Annotated in this window: 17 protein-coding genes; 5 read left to right on the top strand and 12 right to left on the bottom strand. The window is 65.2% G+C overall.

Translation table 11 applies throughout. The features are described 5' to 3' along the window. From ACREB4_RS17005 to ACREB4_RS17020, 4 genes are all read left to right on the top strand, one after another. On the top strand, positions 1–723 hold a 723-nt coding region (locus ACREB4_RS17005), incomplete at its 5' end, for a TonB-dependent receptor domain-containing protein (protein ID WP_431589427.1). A gap of 2 nt (positions 724–725) precedes the next feature. Next, positions 726–1,343: a YfiR family protein gene (locus tag ACREB4_RS17010; protein WP_431589428.1), complete on the top strand. Its 618-nt coding sequence runs from the start codon at positions 726–728 to the stop codon at positions 1,341–1,343. Next, the gene (locus ACREB4_RS17015) at positions 1,340–3,769 is read left to right on the top strand and encodes an ATP-binding protein (protein ID WP_431589429.1); all 2,430 of its coding nucleotides are present in this window, start codon (positions 1,340–1,342) and stop codon (positions 3,767–3,769) included. Before ACREB4_RS17010 ends, ACREB4_RS17015 begins: the two co-directional genes overlap by 4 nt. Positions 3,770–3,791: 22 nt before the next feature. Further along, complete coding sequence (locus ACREB4_RS17020; RefSeq protein WP_431589430.1) at positions 3,792–4,619, top strand: DODA-type extradiol aromatic ring-opening family dioxygenase; 828 nt, start codon at positions 3,792–3,794, stop codon at positions 4,617–4,619. Here the strand turns inward: ACREB4_RS17020 and ybaL are convergent. The 4 genes from ybaL to ACREB4_RS17040 all read right to left on the bottom strand — a co-directional run bounded on the left by ybaL (position 4,588) and on the right by ACREB4_RS17040 (position 9,045). Then, complete coding sequence (gene ybaL / locus ACREB4_RS17025) at positions 4,588–6,309, bottom strand: YbaL family putative K(+) efflux transporter (protein ID WP_431589431.1); 1,722 nt, start codon at positions 6,307–6,309, stop codon at positions 4,588–4,590. The two genes, ACREB4_RS17020 and ybaL, sit on opposite strands and share 32 nt — an antisense overlap. Positions 6,310–6,424: 115 nt before the next feature. Continuing rightward, positions 6,425–7,498 carry a catalase family protein gene (locus tag ACREB4_RS17030; protein ID WP_431589432.1) on the bottom strand — a complete coding sequence of 358 codons (1,074 nt, stop codon included), beginning with the start codon at positions 7,496–7,498 and terminating at the stop codon, positions 6,425–6,427. A 76-nt stretch (positions 7,499–7,574) separates the two neighbouring features. Further along, a complete protein-coding gene (locus ACREB4_RS17035; protein ID WP_431589433.1) occupies positions 7,575–8,468 on the bottom strand; it encodes an MBL fold metallo-hydrolase in 894 nt (297 codons plus the stop codon). 4 nt (positions 8,469–8,472) lie between these two features. Further along, complete coding sequence (locus ACREB4_RS17040) at positions 8,473–9,045, bottom strand: TetR/AcrR family transcriptional regulator (protein ID WP_431589434.1); 573 nt, start codon at positions 9,043–9,045, stop codon at positions 8,473–8,475. A 97-nt stretch (positions 9,046–9,142) separates the two neighbouring features. On the opposite strand from ACREB4_RS17040, the gene ACREB4_RS17045 reads away from it, so the two are divergent. Then, positions 9,143–10,195 carry an NADP(H)-dependent aldo-keto reductase gene (locus ACREB4_RS17045; RefSeq protein WP_431589435.1) on the top strand — a complete coding sequence of 351 codons (1,053 nt, stop codon included), beginning with the start codon at positions 9,143–9,145 and terminating at the stop codon, positions 10,193–10,195. 8 nt (positions 10,196–10,203) lie between these two features. Here the strand turns inward: ACREB4_RS17045 and ACREB4_RS17050 are convergent, their stop codons facing one another. Genes ACREB4_RS17050 through ACREB4_RS17085 form a run of 8 tightly spaced genes read right to left on the bottom strand, consistent with a single transcriptional unit; the run spans position 10,204 to position 17,656 of the window. Next, the gene (locus tag ACREB4_RS17050; protein ID WP_431589436.1) at positions 10,204–10,758 is read right to left on the bottom strand and encodes a hypothetical protein; all 555 of its coding nucleotides are present in this window, start codon (positions 10,756–10,758) and stop codon (positions 10,204–10,206) included. A 13-nt stretch (positions 10,759–10,771) separates the two neighbouring features. Continuing rightward, positions 10,772–11,722, bottom strand: a complete 951-nt coding sequence (locus tag ACREB4_RS17055; RefSeq protein ID WP_431589437.1) for a HEAT repeat domain-containing protein — start codon at positions 11,720–11,722, stop codon at positions 10,772–10,774. 4 nt (positions 11,723–11,726) lie between these two features. Beyond that, positions 11,727–12,563, bottom strand: coding sequence for an ABC transporter ATP-binding protein (locus tag ACREB4_RS17060; RefSeq protein WP_431589438.1), 837 nt, complete (start codon positions 12,561–12,563; stop codon positions 11,727–11,729). Beyond that, entirely contained in the window at positions 12,560–13,429 is an 870-nt protein-coding gene (locus ACREB4_RS17065; protein WP_431589439.1) for an ABC transporter permease, read from the bottom strand. Before ACREB4_RS17065 ends, ACREB4_RS17060 begins: the two co-directional genes overlap by 4 nt. Positions 13,430–13,449: 20 nt before the next feature. Beyond that, positions 13,450–14,856, bottom strand: a complete 1,407-nt coding sequence (locus ACREB4_RS17070; protein ID WP_431589440.1) for an ABC transporter substrate-binding protein — start codon at positions 14,854–14,856, stop codon at positions 13,450–13,452. A 33-nt stretch (positions 14,857–14,889) separates the two neighbouring features. Continuing rightward, positions 14,890–15,135: a 4Fe-4S dicluster domain-containing protein gene (locus ACREB4_RS17075; RefSeq protein ID WP_431589441.1), complete on the bottom strand. Its 246-nt coding sequence runs from the start codon at positions 15,133–15,135 to the stop codon at positions 14,890–14,892. A gap of 24 nt (positions 15,136–15,159) precedes the next feature. Beyond that, entirely contained in the window at positions 15,160–16,887 is a 1,728-nt protein-coding gene (locus tag ACREB4_RS17080) for a fumarate reductase/succinate dehydrogenase flavoprotein subunit (RefSeq protein ID WP_431589442.1), read from the bottom strand. 13 nt (positions 16,888–16,900) lie between these two features. Then, entirely contained in the window at positions 16,901–17,656 is a 756-nt protein-coding gene (locus tag ACREB4_RS17085) for a GntR family transcriptional regulator (RefSeq protein WP_431589443.1), read from the bottom strand. Positions 17,657–17,703 lie beyond the last annotated feature (47 nt).

The following is a 17,703-nucleotide window of genomic DNA, read 5'->3' on the forward strand; positions in this document are numbered from 1 at the left end:
GTGCGGGCGCCCGCACGCGGTGAGGCCGATGGCGGCGTCAACCTCAGTTCCAACGGCGGCGGTACCCCGGTGACGGCCCGTGGCGTGTTCAACCCCAGTGCCCGGATCGTCGAGAAGGTGACCGCCCTCGAAACCGGTTGGCGCAGCCAGGTGCGCCAGAACCTCTCGGTTGATGTGGCCGCCTTCGTTCAGCGTTACGACCCCTTGCTCGGCGTGCCCATCGATTTCCTGGACAACCCCACCGTCATCAGCGACACCACGGTCAACGGCCGCCGCCAGATCACGATCGCGCTGACCTCGGCCGCGCGCGCCACCACCAGCGGCATCGAACTGGCCACCGACTGGCGCATCGCCCGGTTCTGGCGCCAGCAACTGAGCTACAGCTACACGGAAACGCGCTTCGCGACCCCGTCGATCGTCACGACGCTCGGCGGGAACCCGCGCACCCTCGTGTCGCTGCGCGAGTCTTTCGACCTGGGCAGCCAATGGATGCTCGACGTCTGGTTGCGCTACACCTCCGCGCGCAAGGACCCGCTGGTGCCCGCGCTGGATGTGCCTTCGCGCACCGCGCTCGACGTCAATTTGCGTTGGGCCGTGACGCCAGCGATGACCCTGTCGGTAGGTGGTCACAACCTGGGCCGCCAGTACACGCAAGAGATCAACCCGCAGATCTCCTTCCAGGTGAAGCGCGCCGCCTTTGCCAAAGTCGAGGCCTCGTTCTGACCATGCGGCAAGACACCCCCAGCACCACCCGAGACCTGCTCAAGGCAGCGCTGGGCCGTTGGCGCGAGTCATTGCTGGTGCTGGCCTGTCTGGGCGGCGGCGCCCTGCCCCAGGCCAGCCAGGCCGCCGAGCCCGAAGGCAGCGAAGCCGCGGTGCAGGCGGCCTACCTGTTCAATTTCGCGCGCTTCACCGAATGGCCCGCCAGCAGTTTCGCGAACAAGACTTCGCCGCTCAACTACTGCCTGCTGGGCCGGCGAGAGGCCCTGGCCAACGCCATGGTCAGCCTCAATGACCGCCCCGTGCAGGGCCACCCCTTGCGCTTCATGCAACCCGAGCGTGCCGAGGACGCCAAGGTCTGTCACCTGGTCTTCCTGGCCGAACCCGATGCCCGGCGGCGCACCCAGGCCCTGCAAGCCCTGGCGAGCCAAGCCACCCTGACCGTCAGTGACACCGAGGGCTTTGCGCAGGACGGCGGCATGATCCGACTGCTGCGGATCGGCAAACGGTTGCGTTTCGAGATCAACCGCACCCAGACGCAGAAAGCGAACCTGCGGCTGTCGGCCGACCTGCTCAACCTGGCCACAGCTCTGGTCGAAACCGACAGCGGGGCCGGTCGATGAAGCTGCGGCTCATTCCCCGCCACTGGAGCTTCAGGCGCAAGCTGGCCCTGGTGCTGGCGGCATCGACCATGCTGGCCGCCATCGTGCTCTTCGCCGCCACCACGGCGCTGGACCTGCGCTCCGAGCGCGAACGGCTGTACACCAACACGGCCAGCGTCACCCAGATCCTGGCGCTCAATGCCCGGGCTGCCCTGGCCTTCGGCGACCCGGACGCCGCGCGCGCCGTGCTCAACAGCCTCAACACCCTGCCCGAGATCAGCCATGCCTTGCTGCTGGACCCGGCCGGCCGCAAGTTCGCCGTCTTCACCCGCGTCGAGATGTACGTGGACCCCAGCCTCGGACCAGACAAGGAACTGATCAAGCAAGCCGTGATGGCGCAGCGGGAACAAGCCCTGCGCTACGACTGGACCGCCCTGTACCTGGTCCAACCCGTGCTGCTCGATGGCGCGCGCGTCGGCACGCTGCTGGTCGAGGTCGATCCTCGCCACATGCTGCACGGCATCTACTGGCGCGCGGCCCTCTTGCTGGGCCTCAGCCTGCTGGCGTCCCTGGCCGCGCTGATCGCCTTGCTGCCCTTGCAGAAAAGCGTGATCCAGCCCGTGGTCAAGCTGGCCGACACCATGCAAAAGGTGTCGAAGGACCACCACTACGACCTGCGCGTGACGACCTACCACGAGGACGAAATCGGTTCGCTCTACCAGGGCTTCAATGGCATGCTGGAAGAGATCCAGGCCCGCGATTCGGCCCTGGCCGCCTACAACGCCTCGCTCGAAGACACCGTGACCATGCGCACCGTGGAACTTCGCCAGGCCAAGGACGCCGCCGAGGAAGCCAACCGCTCCAAGTCGCAGTTCCTGGCCAACATGAGCCACGAGATCCGCACGCCCATGAACGGCGTGCTGGGCGTGCTCGACTTGCTCAACGACAGCCCCCTGAACGAACGCCAGCGGCATTTCGTCGGCCTGGCCCGCTCGTCGGCCGAATCGCTCCTGGCCATTCTGAACGACATCCTCGACCTGTCCAAAATCGAAGCCCAGAGCATGCGGCTCGAGTCCATCGCCTTCGACCTGGGGGAACTCGCCGAAGAAGTCTGCGGCCTGTTCGCCCAGGAAGCCCAATCCAAGGGCTTGGAGCTGATCTGCGACGTCGCGCACGAGGTGCCACGGCAAGTGATGGGCGACCCGGTTCGGGTGCGGCAGATCCTGGCGAACCTCTTGTCCAATGCCATCAAGTTCACCAAGGTCGGTGAGGTCATTGTCCTGGTCAAATTGAACAAGACCGGCGACATCGAGCTGACCATCCGCGACACGGGCATCGGCATCCCCATTCCCGTGCAGCAGAAGATCTTCGAGGCTTTCGCCCAGGCCGACGAGTCCACCACCCGCCGCTTTGGCGGCACCGGCCTGGGACTGAGCATCACCCGCTACCTGTGTGAACTCATGGGCGGCCGCATCAGCCTCAGCAGCATCCCCACGCTGGGCTCCACCTTCGTGGTGACGCTGCCGTTGGAGGCGGCCGAACCTCAGCCCACGCTGCCAGGCCCGGCGCCCGCGCTCGCGCCCGCTTCAGTGCTGGCGGGCCAGCGCATCCTGCTGGTCGAACCGTATCCTGCGACCGGCGCCCTGCTCGAACGCTATGTGAAAGCCTTGGGCCTGGACAGCACCCTCTGCCCCAGTGACCATGAGGCCGCCAGAATCCTGGCGGACCTGACCGAGCCCTTCGACCTGGCCGTGCGTTGCAACAGTGCCGGCTCCGCCGCGCCTGACGCTTTGCGGCAATTGCCCACGGTGCTCCTGACCTCGCTCGAGGGCGACTCGTCGTCGGACCCCGATGCCCACCGCCCCGCGCCGCTGATCTGGCTGCGCAAACCGGTGCACCGCCGCAGCCTGCAGGAAGCGCTGATCAATGTGCTGCAGCGGCAACGCGCGCAAGACCCCTCGTGGTCCCGCTCACCCACGCCCGTCAAACCGCCCGCCAGCGTCCGCGTGCTGCTGGCCGAGGACCACCCGGTCAACATCATCGTGGCCGAGGAACAGTTGCGCCAGCTGGGCTGCGATGTCGTCATCGCCAACGACGGCGCCGAGGCCACGCACCTGTGGTCCACCGCCCAACAAGCCAGGACGCCTTTCGACCTCGTGCTGATGGACTGGCACATGCCCGTGCTGGACGGCCTTGGGGCGACCGAAGCCATCCGCCAATACGAAGTGCAGCGCGAGCTCAAGCCCATCCCCATCATCGCCCTCACCGCCAACGCCATGAGCGAGGACCGCGAGCGCTGCCTGCAGGTCGGCATGAACGATCACCTGGCCAAGCCCTTCGGCCGGGCCCAATTGGCGGCCTTGCTGGCGCGTTGGGCACCCGGCTGGCGCGAGCCGCGCCGCTCACGCCGCGGCGAGCCCAATGCCCCTGCGGCGGCACTGCCCTGATCGGATCTCCTAGACTGTGGCCATGAACCGCCACGACCGCCTTCCCACCTACTTCATCTCGCACGGTGGGGGGCCCTGGCCCTGGATGAAAGCGCAAATGGGTGGCGCCTACGACCAGCTTGAGGCGTCGCTGCAAGCCGTGCCCGCCCAAGTGGGCCAGACGCCCAAAGCCGTTCTGGTCATCTCAGGCCACTGGGAAGCCCCCGAGTTCACCGTCATGGCCTCGCCCCGGCCGCCCATGGTCTACGACTACTCGGGCTTTCCGGCACACACCTACGACATCAGCTACCCAGCATCCGGCTCGCCCGCTTTGGCGGCACGTGTTCAGGCCTTGATCGAATCCGCGGGGTTTCCGGCCCGGCTGGACGCGCAACGCGGTTTCGACCATGGCACCTTCGTGCCCCTGTACGCCATCTACCCCGACGCCCAGGTGCCCGTGCTGCAACTGTCCATGAAGAAAAATTACGACCCGGCGGAGCACCTGGCCCTGGGCCGGGCACTGGCCCCCTTGAGGGATGAGGGCGTGCTCATCATCGGCAGCGGCTTGAGTTACCACAACCTGCGCGCTTTCGGCGCCGGGGGCCAGGCCTCGTCCAAGGCATTCGACCAATGGCTGCAGGCCACGCTGATCGATTCAAGCCCGGAGGAACGGTCCCAGCGTTTGCTGGCGTGGTCGTCCGCACCCGGTGCCCGCCAAGCCCACCCTCGCGAGGATCACCTGATCCCCTTGATGGTGGCCGTGGGCGCTGCCGAAGGAGAAAGCGCCCGCTGCGTGTACCACGAAGAGGATTTCTTCGGTGGCATCACCGTGTCCAGTTTCATGTTCGGCGAAGGTCGTGCCCCAGCCTGAACAGCACGTGGCCCAGCATCGCCTGGGCCAGCTCCTGCTCGCCGATGAACACCTTGCCGACCTCGTCCTGCTCCAGCAAGCGCCCTTCGGCCTCGTTGTGCGTGCGCACCACCACCTCGATGGCAGGGTTCAGGGTGCGCGCGATCTCGACCATCTTGCGCACATTGAATGAATCGGGCGTCGCGATGACCAGCATGCCCGCCCGTGCCACGTGCGCCTGGATCAGCACGGAAGGGTCCGAGGCATTGCCCCAGACCGCCGGGATGTTGGCGGCGCGCAGCTGCTCGACCACCTCGCGGTTTTCCTCGGCCACCACGAACGGCAGGTGGCGGTCCACCAGCGCCTGGGCGATGCGGCTGCCCACCCGGCCATGCCCGACCAACACCACCTGTCCCGCCAGCACCGATTGCGGCACCGACATCGGCAGTTCGGCCAGCGGGTCATCGCGCAATTCCAGACTCCGCGCGAAGGCCGACCGCGCACGGATCCAATCCTGCGCCGGCTCGATGGCCGCGAACAGCAGCGAGTTCAGCGCGATCGAAATCAGCGCCCCCGCCAAGACCAGGCTGTAGCCCTCGGGGGACAGCAGCTTGAGCGACATGCCCAGGCCCGCCAGGATGAAAGAGAACTCGCCGATCTGCGCCAGGCTGGCGCCCACCGTCAGAGCGCTGTTGAGCGGGTAGCGGAAGGCCAGCACCAGGCCCATGGCCGCGATGGTCTTGCCGATCATGATGATGGCCACGACGATCAGCACCTTGAGCGGCTCCTCGATCAGCACGCTCGGGTTGAAGAGCATGCCCACCGAGACAAAGAACAGCACCGAGAAGGCGTCGCGCAATGGCAGGGATTCTTCGGCCGCGCGGTGACTGAACTCGGACTCTCGCATCATCATGCCAGCGAAGAATGCACCCAACGCGAAGGACACGTCGAAGAGCTTGGCGGAACCATAGGCCACGCCCACCGCCGTCGCGATGACGCACAAGGTGAACAGTTCGCGCGACCCGGTCTTGGCGACCAGCCACAGCACCTTGGGAAACACCCGCCGCCCGACCACCAGCATCAGCGCGATGAAGGTGGCCACCTTGCCCAGGGTCAAGCCCAGCGTCATCCAGACGCTTTGTCCAGCCCCGGCCGCGGCCTGGTGCGCGGCATCCTGCACGCCGCCCAGCATCGGGGCCACGGCAGGCAACAGCACCAGCACCAGCACCATGACCAGGTCTTCGACCACCAGCCAGCCGACCGCGATGCGGCCATTGACCGACTCCAGCACATTGCGCGCTTCCAGCGCCTTGAGCAGCACCACCGTGCTGGCCACCGAGAGGGCCAGGCCGAAGACGAGCGCCCCCCCAAGGCTCCAACCCCACAAGGTGGCCGTCCCCATGCCCAAGGCCGTGGCCACCGCGATCTGCAAGATGGCACCCGGGATGGCGATCCGCTTCACGGCCAACAAGTCGGCCAGCGAAAAGTGCAAGCCCACGCCCAGCATCAGCAACATCACCCCGATCTCGGACAACTGCCCCGCCAAGTCCAGGTCGGCCACGAAACCAGGCGTGGCCGGCCCGATCACGATGCCCGCGAACAGGTAGCCCACCAAAGGCGGCACCTTCATGCGCGACGCGATGAATCCGAAGATGAGCGCCAAGCCGAAGCCCGTGGCGATGGTGGAGATCAGGCTGACGTTATGGGGCATCCGGGAAAGGTCCTCGAAAAAACCGTGTTGAAAGGCACAGTCTATCGGCAGTGGGTGGCGGGCCATGGAAAAAGCCCGCGAATGCGGGCTTTGGCAAGATGAGCGAACAGCGCGCTCAAGGCTCGATGCGGGGCTGTCCGTTCAACTGGTGGCGCAGTTTTGAGATCTCGAGGTAAACGTCTTTGCGGACGCGAGAGATGCCGCCCAGCGGACGGTGTTCCGCGATGGCATGCCAAGGCGTGAAGGAGCGAACCTCGCAGGCTTCACCTTGTTCGGGCACCTGCGCACCGATCGTGATCCGGGCGACGGGCACGAAAGGCGACTCTTTTTCCTTCCACTCGATGGTGGGGTCTTCGATCGGCATGGTCGCTGGCTTGGCCCGCGTCTGCACCATGAAGTCGAAGCAGGCGCCACCCGACGCCAACTGGCCCGTCAGGTTGTCGCCCAGGCGGTCCTTGGTGTCCGAGGCCGTGTAGAACGCGCTGCCCGCGCAGGGCTTGGCCGAGAACTTCATCTGCTGGCTGCCCAGCTTGGACGGCGTCGTGCTCCAGTACTGAGAGGCCAGCGGGTTGACGACCTTGCGTCCCTGGATGGCCAGCAGCACGGCGGTCTCGTGGAACAGGTGGCCAGCCAACCAGCCCGCGGCCGACAAGCCGCCACCCGTCATGGCTTTCTGGAAGACCACGTAGTCGCCGGCATTGCGGATGAAGAACACCGGGCTGTTCATCATCAGGAAATCCTGCGTGCCGGCGGACTGCTCGTCGTCCAGCAGCTTCTGGCCTGCCACGCCCATCACCTTGACCGCCATGCCCCGCGCATCGCCCTTGTGGTCGTCCTGGCTCTGGCCCGAGCCATTGGAAAACCGGATGACCGCGTGGTAAGCACGTGGCGTGGCGAACAGGCCTTGCGCCAGCGCCGGCGGCAGCTTGTCGAGCACCGTGAAGGTGGACTGCACGCAGCCATGGGCTTTGCGGTGGGCGTCGCGGACAGCATGGCCGTCGGCGTCGAAGCCGGACTGCACCATGTCACGGATGGCGCTCACCATCGCGGCGGTCGAGGTGGCCTCGTCAGCGGGGATGAGTTCGCCGTCGGGTGAAGGCGCCGTGGCGGCCCAGGCGGCACCGGCCATCAGGCCTGTGAGCAGAAAACCGGCGCGGAGCAAGGGCGGCAAGGTTGCTTGGATGGACATGAAAGAGGGCCTCTGGTTTATTGATTCTCATTTAACGAAATGCAGCAATCACAGAGGCGAGCGTAGCCCTTCCCGCCTATTTAATCCATGAGGGAAAGTATCCCAAGGCGGATTGCACCGTGTCGTCGTGGGCGGGCACCACCACCAGGCCCGGATCCAGTTTGACCAGCTCGCGCATCTGCTCGATGGTGTGCTGGGTCTGCTCACGGTCCTTGTCCACGATCAGGCTGGCGGGCCAGAACTTGGGACTGCCGTCCTTCAAGGCATCGGCGCGCCAGACCGCATCGCCGCAGAAGAAAAAGCGCTTGCCCGAGGCCACCGTGACGAACATCCCAATGGACCCCGGCGTGTGGCCGAACATGGGCACGAGCACCACCGAGCCATCGGCGAACACGTCGATGCTGCGGTCGAACACCTTGTGGGGCTGGGGCTTGAACTCCAGCGATTGCCAGCGGATGCTCTTCAGGGACACCTGCGAAGGCCAGCTGCCCCCAAGGCCGGGCGCGGCGTGCTCGATCACCTTCAGCTCTTCAGGCGCGGCCCAGACCACGGCCTCGGGAAAATCGCCCAGGCCGCTGGCGTGGTCCCAATGCGCGTGGCTCAGGAAGATGCGTTCGATGGGCGGGATGCCCGCCTTGTCCAGTTGCACTCGGGCCGGCACCACGGGATTCTCGTACTTGAAAAAGGCGCGCGCCCACCAAGGCATGTCCTGCTGGTATTGCTCGGCCACCTTGCTGCCCAAGCCCGAATCAAACAAGAAAGTCGCCTGGCCATGCTTGACCAGGATGGCCGAGAAGTTGCCATCGACCTTGGTGGTGAACCCACCGCCCGACACCATCATGCCCTTGAGCGCGGTGGTCTTGCCGGTCTTGATGATGGCGAACTCGACGTCGGCGTGGGCGGCATCCGCCAAGGCAGACCAACTGGCACCAGCCAGCACGAGAGACAACAAGCAGCGTTTGAACATCATCACATCACTTTCCTTGGGCGGATCGGATCAGGGTGGGCACGCGGGCTTGGAGCCTGCGCAGGGGATCGCAGCTGTGCTGGGCGCGGGACAGCAGCAATGCGCCCTCGATCAGCATCAACAGGGTTTCGGCGAGGAAGGCGGATTCGCGGACGCCATGGCCGGCCAGGAAGGCGTCCAGGCCATCCTGCCAAAGGCGGTAGGCGCGGGCGCAGGCTTCGCGGATCTCGGGCGTCACGGCGGCTTCTTCGAGGGTGGTGGTGGCCACCGGGCAGCCTTTGGTGAAACCTGAGGATTCCAGTTCGGCCATGAAATGGTCGAGCACGGCACCAATGGCCGTTTCGGGATCGGCATGGGCCAGGCACATCTGCGCCAGCGACTGGGCCAACTGGCTGGCCGATTGGTCCAGCGCGGCCACGGCCAACGCCACCTTGCCCCCTGGAAAATAGTGGTACAGCGAGCCCTTGGGCGCACCGCTTTCGGCCACGATCTGGTTCAAACCGGTGTGGTGATACCCGGCGGTTTGCAGCAGGCGGGCGGTGGTGTCGATCAGGCGCTGTCTTGCATTGTTCGCATTCATGCCGCAATTATAACGACTGGTCTATATATTTCGCAAGACCGGCCAGGGGCAAGGTGTTTGGGACCGTGACACCATGCGCTTCGCCTTTGGAGAATCCATGAAATACCGCGAACTGGGCCGCACCGGCCTGAAAGTCAGCCTCATCGCCCTGGGCACCATGACCTGGGGCGAGCAGAACACCGAGGCCCAAGCCCACGAGCAACTGGACGTGGCGCTGGACGCCGGCATCAACCTGGTCGACACGGCCGAGATGTACCCGGTGCCCCCCAAGCCCGAAACGCAGGGCTTGACCGAGCAGTACATCGGCACGTGGTTGAAGAAGACCGGCCGCCGCCAGGACATCGTGCTGGCCAGCAAGGCCGCCGGCCCCTCGCACCAGGCCGCGCGCCCTTCGCATGTGCGCGGCGGGCGCCTGAATTTCAACCGCGTGAACCTGTTCGAAGCGGTGAACGACAGCCTCCGGCGCTTGCAGACCGACCACATCGACCTGTACCAACTGCATTGGCCCGACCGCCGCACCAACATCTTTGGCCAGCGCAACTACCAACACGTCAAGGACGAGATGACGGTCCCCATCGCCGAGACCCTGGCCGCGCTGCAGGACCTGGTCAAGGCCGGCAAGATCCGGCACTTCGGCGTGTCCAACGAATCGCCCTGGGGCCTGGGCCAGTTCATCCACCATGCGCAGACGAACGCCGAATTGCCCCGCGTGGCCAGCATCCAGAACGCGTACAGCCTGGTCAACCGCAGTTTCGAGACCGGCCTGTCGGAAATGTCGCTGCGCGAAGACGTGGGCCTGCTGGCCTATTCACCCCTGGCCTTTGGCGTGTTGAGCGGCAAGTACCTGAACGGCCAACGCCCCGCTGGCGCGCGCCTCACGCTGTTCGACCGCTTCACGCGCTACCACGGCGAGAACACCGGCCTGGCCACGCAAGCCTACGTGGCCCTGTTCAGAAAGCATGGCATCGACCCGGCGCAAGGCGCCCTCGCCTTCGTGAATGGCCGGGACTTCGTCACCAGCAACATCATCGGCGCGACCACGCTTGAACAACTGCGCAGCAACATCGCCAGCGTGAAGGTGATCCTGCCGCAGGCCGTGCTGGAGGGCATCGACGCCATCCACGAGCGCTACCCCAATCCAGCGCCCTGAGCCAGGGTTCATGCGATGGGCCGATAACTCCACCTGGGCGTGACCAGCAGGGCCACGAACGACAACACCCCGGTGATGATGGTGATCCAGACCATCACCGGGTTCTCTGCCATGCGCTCGGGGTAGATGCGCAAGATGGCGCCAATGCCCACGGCATTGCCGCTGGCCACCAGCACCGCCGCCGCGTAGTCGTGGAAACGGCGCGCCCGGTTGGCCCCTTGTGCCCACTTCGGATCGGTGTTGTAGCTGGGCAGCTCTTCGGCCTCGTTGCCCAGGCGCTCCAGCGTCGACATGAAATGCCGCAGATTGGTGATGGCGCGCTCGGCCTTGTAGTTCAAAAAGGCCAGGCAGGTGGAGGCCACCGGAAAGCCCAGCACCAGCCATTCCACTGGCAGCTCATGCGTGCGCGATCCCGGCTTGAGCGCCACCAGCGCGGCCAGCAGGCTCACCACCAGCGAGACGTACAAGGCCAGCGATTGCTGGCGCTGGTTGATGCGCGCGTTGACCTCCTGGGAGGCCGCGATGAAGCGGTAGTTGGCGTGGACCAGGTGCAGTTTGCTCATGCCCCCATCTTAATCAGGCTTGGCCTTCGATCTGGGAGACCGCCAGCCTGGCCACCTTGCGCACCTCGGGGTCGGGGTCGGTCAAGGCCGCCTCGAGCGCCCCCAAGGCCGAGCGATCGCGGATCTCGCCCAGCGCGATGACGGCCTCCTTGCGCAGGTTGACGATGCTGTGCGCCAGCAAAGCCGCGACGGCCCGCACCGCCTTGGGCTGGCGCAATTGGCCCAGGGCGCGCGCCGCCCTTTGGCGCACCTGCCAGTAGGCATCGTCCAACGCCAGGATCAAGGCCTCCAGGGCGCCAGCCAGCTTCAGCTTGCCCAGGGTCGTCGCGGCTTCTTCGCGCACCTGCCAGGCCGGGTCGGCCAGGGCGGACAGCAAGGCCGGCAGCACCTGGTCATCGGACGCGTAGCCGAGCGATCCCACGGCCGCGCGGCGCACGTCCGCCTGGCCGTCGTGCTGGGCCACCCAGGCCAGGCCCGACAAGGCATCTTCGCGCTTGAGCCAGCCCAGCACGCCCACGGCCTCCAGGCGCACGCGGTGGTCGGCATCGTCCAGGCGCCTCAAGGCGGGGCCGTGACTCTCGGGCACACGCAGTTCGCGAAGGGCCCGCAAGGCGCTGGCCCGCACAAAGGCGTCTTCATGGTCCACCGCGGGCAAGAGCCAGGTCCCGGCGCTCAACAGCTTCAGTTCGGCCAGGCTGTGGGCCGCGGCTTCGCGCACCTCGTTCACCGGGTCTTCCAGAGCCTTGACCAAGGATTGCACGGTGGCGTCCTGCTCCCAATAGGCCAGTCGTTCGGCGGCTTCGGTGCGCACATCGGGGTCCGCGTCCTGCAGGGCCTGCAGAAGCCAGGGCACGAAATCCTCGTCTTCCAGCTCGGCCAGGTCGATCAGGGCCAGGCGGCGCACGGTGGCGTCATCGCTGGTGAGGCGGGTGTGCAGGTCGGGCGGGGGCAAAGGCAGGTTCATGGCGTCAGATGGCGAAACGGAGTCGCTCGGCGGAAAGGTCGGGGGCCATGCCCAGGGGACTGAGGCGGTCCAGGGGCAAGGTCGTGTCAGGATGGCGCAGCAGGTCCAGGCAATGGCGCTTGAGGCGCGAGAACGTTGGCGTGGTCAGCATTTCGTGGCGGCGCGGGCGTTGTTCGCTCAGGTCCAGCTCATCGACGATGCGGCCGGGGCGCGGGCTCATCACCAGGATGCGGTCGGCCAGGAACAGTGCTTCGTCGATGTCGTGGGTCACGAAGACCACGGTGGTCCGCAGGCGGGCCCACAGGTCCACCAGCAGCTCTTGCATCTTCAGGCGGGTCAAGGCATCCAGGGCACCGAAAGGCTCGTCCATCAGCAGCACCCGCGGCTGGTTGATGAGCACGCGCGCGATCTCGACGCGCTGCTGCATGCCACCCGACAGTTGCGAGGGAAAGCGGTTTTCAAAACCCGCCAGGCCCACTTGCTCCAGCAAGGCCCTCGCCTGCTGGCGCCGCTCGGCCTTGGCCACGCCCTGCATCTTCAGACCATAGGCCACGTTGTCGAGCACGCTCAGCCAGGGGAACAAGGTGTGCTGCTGGAAGACCAAGCCGCGCTCCGGGCTGGGGCCTTTGATCGCCTGCCCCGCCAGGCGCAAGCTGCCCTGCGTTGGGTTGATGTGCCCGGCCAGTGCGCCCAGCAAGGTGGACTTGCCGCAGCCCGAAGGGCCCAGCAGGCACACGAACTCGCCTGGGCTGACTTGGAGGTTGATGTCCTGCAAGGCCAGGAAGCGGCTGGCGCCAGCCCCCAGGTGCAAGGAGACTTGGTCGATGTCGAGCTGGCTCATGGCTTGCCCCCTTCCTGGCGGTGCCAGGGCATCAGCCAATGCCCGCCGAGCCGGATCAGGGCGCTGCTGCCCATGCCCAGCACGCCGATCAACAGCATGCCGACGATGATGTTGGCGTAGTTCTGCACGGTGTAGGACTCCCAGGTGTAGTAGCCGATGCCGTATTGGCCGGAGATCATCTCGGCCGTGACCAGGCAAAACCAGCAGGTGCCCATGCCGATGGACAGGCCCGTGACGATGTTGGGCGCGGCCGAGGGCAGGATGACCTGCGAGAACAAGCCCCAAGGGCCTGTGCCCAGGCTTCGGGCAGAAGCCACCAGGCGCGCGTCCACGTGCTCGACGCCATGGACCGTGTTGAGCAGGATGGGGAACAGCGCGCCAATGAAGGTGATGAAGATCATGCTCACCTCGGACGAGGGGAACATCAGGATCGACAAGGGAATCCAGGCCACGGCGGGGATGGGCCGCAGCACCTCGAGCGGCGGCAGCCACAGTTGCCGCGCCCAGCCAAAACGCCCGATCGCCAGGCCCAGGCCTACGCCCAGCACGCTGGCCGCCACGAAGCCCACGGACACCCGCCACAGGCTGAAGCCCAGGTGGGACCAGATCTTGGGCGAGCGCGCGAAGTCCCACGCCGCCTGCACCACCTCCAGCGGCGGCGGTACGTTCTCGAAGGTCAGGAAACCCAGGTGCCAACGCTGTGTGGCGGCCACGTGCCAGACCAGCACGCTCAGTACCAGGGAAACGACCGGCCCGAGCAAATTGCTCAGTCGCCGCCAAGGCTGGCCGGCCGCTGGCGCGCTGGCCCGCAGTTCGGTGTCGATGACACCGCCCGGCCCGTTCAATTCCACCACGGATGACTGCATGGTCGGCTCCTTGGGCAACGTCAGCGCGAAGCCTTGGCCACCGCTTGCGCGCCGGCGAAGTCCAGCAGCTTGCCACCATTGGCCTTGGCATACGCCGTGGCCGCGTCCTTCTGCAGGAAGGCGCTCAACTGGCCCTTGCCATCGATGGCGTACCACGAGAGGTTGCCAAACAGCTTGATGCGGTGGATCAGGTCATGCACGTACACCGCCCGGGCGGCCTTGCCGCCCTGCTCCAGCTTGCGCAGGTCGGCCAGCGCGCCTTCGATCGAGGCGTAGTAGCGCACCTTCGGCTCGCCCTTGACCCAGATGCCGGCCACGCGCTGCGTGTCGGTGATGGGCTTGCCGGTGACGGCATCATTGGCCTTCAAAGGCAGCTTGGCGTAGTTCTTCAAGCTGGCCTCGTAGTTCAGGCCCGACTGCTTGAAGGCTTCGCGGATGAAGCGGTCGTCGATGAAGCTGTTCACGTCCAGGTCCACATCAGTACGCTTCAGGAAGTGCAAGGTGTCGATCGACGTTTTCAAGGCCTGGCGGTACTCGGGCTTCCAGGTGAAGTCGCGCGTCTGCAGGCCCAGCGGGCCATGGAACAGGTAGTTCACGGCGGCGTCGATGCCCGTGCTCTTCTCGATCAGTTCGCTGTACTTCTCGGGGTCGGCGGCGAACAGTTTGTCGGCCTCCAGCGCTGCGCGCAGGTAGGCGGTCACGATCTCGGGGTACTTCTTGGCGTACTCGGCGCTGACCAAGGAGCCGTGGTAAGTGGGCGCGTTGGCCTGGGCACCATCAAAGATCTTGCGGGCGATCCCTCGGTACGGGAACAGCTCGGCAAAGGGCACGAAGTCGGCATGGGCCTCGATCTTGTTGGCCTGCAGCGCGGGGCCGGCCACTTCGGGGGCCTGCGTGATGATGTTGACGTCTTTTTCGGGGTCGATGCCTTGGGCCTTCAAGGCGCGCAGCAGCATGCCGTGCGCGGTCGATGCGAACGGCACCGAGATGGTCTTGCCGCGCAACTCCGAGATCGACGTGATGTTGGAACCATTGGGCACGACGATGCCGTTGCCGCTGCCCAGCGTGCTGCCCGACAGCACGGTGATGAACAAGCTCTTCTTGCCGGCCTTTTGGAAGGCTGCGCCATTGGCCGAGCCTGGGAAGTCGGCCATCGCGCCAATGTCCAGCTTGTCGGCCACCATCTCGTTGGTCAGCGGCGCACCCGAGGTGAAGTTCTTCCACTGGATGTCGTAGGTGGCGCCCTTGTACTTGCCATCCTTGGGCAGGTACTTGTCGAGCAACTTCAACTCGCGGATCAGCAGGCCGCCGGTGGCGCAGTTGATGGTGGTGTCCTGCGTGCCAATGGCGATGCGGATGGTTTCGGCATGGGCCGAGGCAAAGGCTGCAAAAGCAGCCAGGGCCAGAAGGGGGCGGCGGAAATTCATGACGTCAAGGTCCTTCGATAAAGCTGTGTTGGTTCAACGCAAGAGGTAGGGGATGGCGACCTTGATGGCGCCAGTGGGGCAGTCTTTTTCGCAAGGCATGCAGTACCAGCACTCGTCGTGCTTCATGTAGGCCTTGTTGGTCGCCGGGTCGATGGCCAGGATGTCCATCGGGCAGACGTCGACGCAGACGGTGCAGCCCTTGTGGGCAATGCACAGTTCTTCGTCCACCGTCACGGCGGCATCGCTCATCTCGGCGATTTGTCGGGGAGTGAAAGCCATGTTCGATATCCTTTCAATGCAGCATCAAGCCGCCAGGGGCTGGGCGATGCGCAGCTTTTCGTAAGCCGTTTTCTCTTCGTCGTCCAAGGGCAGGATGTAGGGTTCGATGGCACGCTTGGCGCTGCTCATCCGGCCATCCGCGTCCTTCAGCAGGTGGGCATGGCAGAACCAGTCGGCATCGTTGCGCTGCGGGTAATCGACGCGCATGTGGTACAGGCCCCAACGGCTTTCGGTGCGGAACAGCGAAGCGCGCGCGGCCATCTCAGCGCAATCGCGGATCACCGACACCTCGGCGGCGCGCATCAGTTCGTGGGCATCGCGGGCATGCAGTTGCGACAAGTCGTCTTCGATTTCGGCAAAACGCTGCAGGCCGATCTCCATCTTGCGCGTCACCTTGGGCGGTTGCAGGTAGTCGTTGACCATGCGGCGCAGCTTGTATTCGACCTGCAAGGGTGGCAGGCCGTGGTCGCGCTTCAAGGGGGCATAGACACGCTCGCGTTCGCGTTCGATCTGGCCGGCATCCAAAGGTTTGAAATTGGTGGACGCGATGTAGTCGGCCGCGTTGTGCCCGGCGAACCAGCCATAGGTGAAAGCGCCCAGCATGTAGTTGTGCGGCACGGCGGCCATGTCGCCAGCGGCATAGAGGCCTTTCACCGTGGTCTCGGCACGCTCGTTCACGTACACGCCCGAGGCGCTGTGCCCGCTGCAGAAACCGATCTCCGAAATGTGCATCTCTATCATCTGCGTGCGGTAGTCGTTGCCACGGCCTTCGTGGAAGCGACCACGGCTGGGCCGCTCATTGCTGTGCAGGATCGTCTCGATGGTCTGGATGGTTTCCTCGGCCAGGTGGTCCAGCTTCAAAAAGACCGGGCCATTGCCGCCTTGCAGTTCCTGGTAGAACTCCATCATCATCTGGCCCGACCAATAGTCGCACTCGATGAAGCGCTCGCCCTTGCCATTGGCCGTGTAGCCACCCAGCGGGCCGGTCACGTAGGCGCAAGCCGGGCCGTTGTAGTCCTTGATCAACGGGTTGATCTGGAAGCACTCCAGGTTCGACAGCTCGGCGCCCGCGTGGTAGGCCATGGCGTAGCCGTCGCCAGCATTGGTAGGGTTCTCATAGGTGCCCATCAGGTAGCCCGACGATGGCAAACCCAGCCGCCCCGCCGCGCCACAGGCCAGGATCACGGCCTTGGCCTTGACCACGTAGAAATCGGCTGTGCGGCAATCGAAGCCCATCACGCCATTGACGCTGCCATCGTCGGCCGTCAGCAGGCGCGTGCACACGATGCGGTTGGTGATCTCGACCCGCGCGCGCTTCAGCTGACGGTACAGCACCTTCTTCACGTCATGCCCTTCGGGCATCGGCAACACGTAGGTGCCCATGTGGTGCACCTTTTTCATGGCGTAGTCGCCGTTGGCATCCTTCTCGAACTTCACGCCCCATTGGTCGAGCTGTTCGATGGTGGTGTAGCTGTGCTTGGCGTAGGCGTACACGGCCGACTGGTTCACGATGCCGTCGTTGGCCACCGTGATCTCCTTGGTGTACTGCTCGGGCGTGGCGAAGCCGGGCACGATGGCGTTGTTCAAGCCATCCATGCCCATCGAGATCGCGCCACTGCGCTTCACATGGGCCTTGTCGATCAAGAGCACCCGCAGGTCCTTGTTCTTTTCCTTGGCCTTGATGGCGGCCATGGGGCCGGCGGTGCCGCCGCCAACAACGACCAGGTCGTATTCGAGTTCGTGGGTTTGCATGGTGTTTCTCTTCTCAAAGCTTGGCGGCAGCCTGGCGCTCGGCACGCAGGCGGTACTGGAAGGCATCGCCCCTGAAATACAAAAATTCGTAGTCGACGGGCCGGCCTTGTTCATCGTGGGTCAGGCGCTCGATGCGCAGCACGGGCAAGCCCTCTTCCACCGCCAGAGACTCGGCAATGTCCTCGTCGGCCATGGTCGCGTCGATCGCGATGTCGGCATGGCCCAGGGGCACGCCACAGTCGTTCTCCAGGATCAGGAAGATGTCGCGGGTGACCAGATCAGCCTGGGCCAGCTTGCGGCCCAGCGCCTCGCTCACCCAGGTCAATTCCAGCGACACGGGCTCGCGGTTCAGCAGGCGCACGCGGCGGATCTCGGTCACGGTCGAGCCCTCGGCCAGTTGCAGGCGCGCGGCCACCAAGGCGCTGGCCGGCAGAAAGCGCAAGCTCTTCAACTGGTTGATCACCTCGTGGCCCAAGGCCGTCATCGACTCGGCGAAGCCTTGCAAGGTCGTCACGTTCTGAAAAGCCTTGGGCTTGGACACGAAGCTGCCCTTGCCGTGGATCTTGAAGATCAGCCCTTCCTTTTGCAGGTCACCCAGCGCCTGGCGCACCGTGATGCGGCTGGCCGAAAACATGGCGCACAGCTCGCTCTCGGAAGGCATCTGGCTGCCAGCGGCATGCACGCCTTCCAGGATGCGGGTTCTCAGTTGGTTCTTGATCTGGCCGTACAGCGGGGTGGCCGGCAGGTCGATCAGCTTGGCGGATTTCATCGCGTCGTATCTTGTTATGACAAGTTGGACGCGAGTCTAGGCAGCCC

Origin of the sequence: Aquabacterium sp. (genome assembly GCF_050725395.1) — a bacterium.
GTDB lineage: Bacteria > Pseudomonadota > Gammaproteobacteria > Burkholderiales > Burkholderiaceae_C > Aquabacterium.

Excerpts from the sequence above, each read along its gene's own strand:
- ACREB4_RS17010 (WP_431589428.1), top strand. The coding sequence starts at position 726 with ATGCGGCAAGACACCCCCAGCACCACCCGAGACCTGCTCAAGGCAGCG.
- ACREB4_RS17015 (WP_431589429.1), top strand. The coding sequence starts at position 1,340 with ATGAAGCTGCGGCTCATTCCCCGCCACTGGAGCTTCAGGCGCAAGCTG.
- ACREB4_RS17020 (WP_431589430.1), top strand. The coding sequence starts at position 3,792 with ATGAACCGCCACGACCGCCTTCCCACCTACTTCATCTCGCACGGTGGG.
- ybaL (WP_431589431.1), bottom strand. The coding sequence starts at position 6,309 with ATGCCCCATAACGTCAGCCTGATCTCCACCATCGCCACGGGCTTCGGC.
- ACREB4_RS17030 (WP_431589432.1), bottom strand. The coding sequence starts at position 7,498 with ATGTCCATCCAAGCAACCTTGCCGCCCTTGCTCCGCGCCGGTTTTCTG.
- ACREB4_RS17035 (WP_431589433.1), bottom strand. The coding sequence starts at position 8,468 with ATGATGTTCAAACGCTGCTTGTTGTCTCTCGTGCTGGCTGGTGCCAGT.
- ACREB4_RS17040 (WP_431589434.1), bottom strand. The coding sequence starts at position 9,045 with ATGAATGCGAACAATGCAAGACAGCGCCTGATCGACACCACCGCCCGC.
- ACREB4_RS17045 (WP_431589435.1), top strand. The coding sequence starts at position 9,143 with ATGAAATACCGCGAACTGGGCCGCACCGGCCTGAAAGTCAGCCTCATC.
- ACREB4_RS17050 (WP_431589436.1), bottom strand. The coding sequence starts at position 10,758 with ATGAGCAAACTGCACCTGGTCCACGCCAACTACCGCTTCATCGCGGCC.
- ACREB4_RS17055 (WP_431589437.1), bottom strand. The coding sequence starts at position 11,722 with ATGAACCTGCCTTTGCCCCCGCCCGACCTGCACACCCGCCTCACCAGC.
- ACREB4_RS17060 (WP_431589438.1), bottom strand. The coding sequence starts at position 12,563 with ATGAGCCAGCTCGACATCGACCAAGTCTCCTTGCACCTGGGGGCTGGC.
- ACREB4_RS17065 (WP_431589439.1), bottom strand. The coding sequence starts at position 13,429 with ATGCAGTCATCCGTGGTGGAATTGAACGGGCCGGGCGGTGTCATCGAC.
- ACREB4_RS17070 (WP_431589440.1), bottom strand. The coding sequence starts at position 14,856 with ATGAATTTCCGCCGCCCCCTTCTGGCCCTGGCTGCTTTTGCAGCCTTT.
- ACREB4_RS17075 (WP_431589441.1), bottom strand. The coding sequence starts at position 15,135 with ATGGCTTTCACTCCCCGACAAATCGCCGAGATGAGCGATGCCGCCGTG.
- ACREB4_RS17080 (WP_431589442.1), bottom strand. The coding sequence starts at position 16,887 with ATGCAAACCCACGAACTCGAATACGACCTGGTCGTTGTTGGCGGCGGC.
- ACREB4_RS17085 (WP_431589443.1), bottom strand. The coding sequence starts at position 17,656 with ATGAAATCCGCCAAGCTGATCGACCTGCCGGCCACCCCGCTGTACGGC.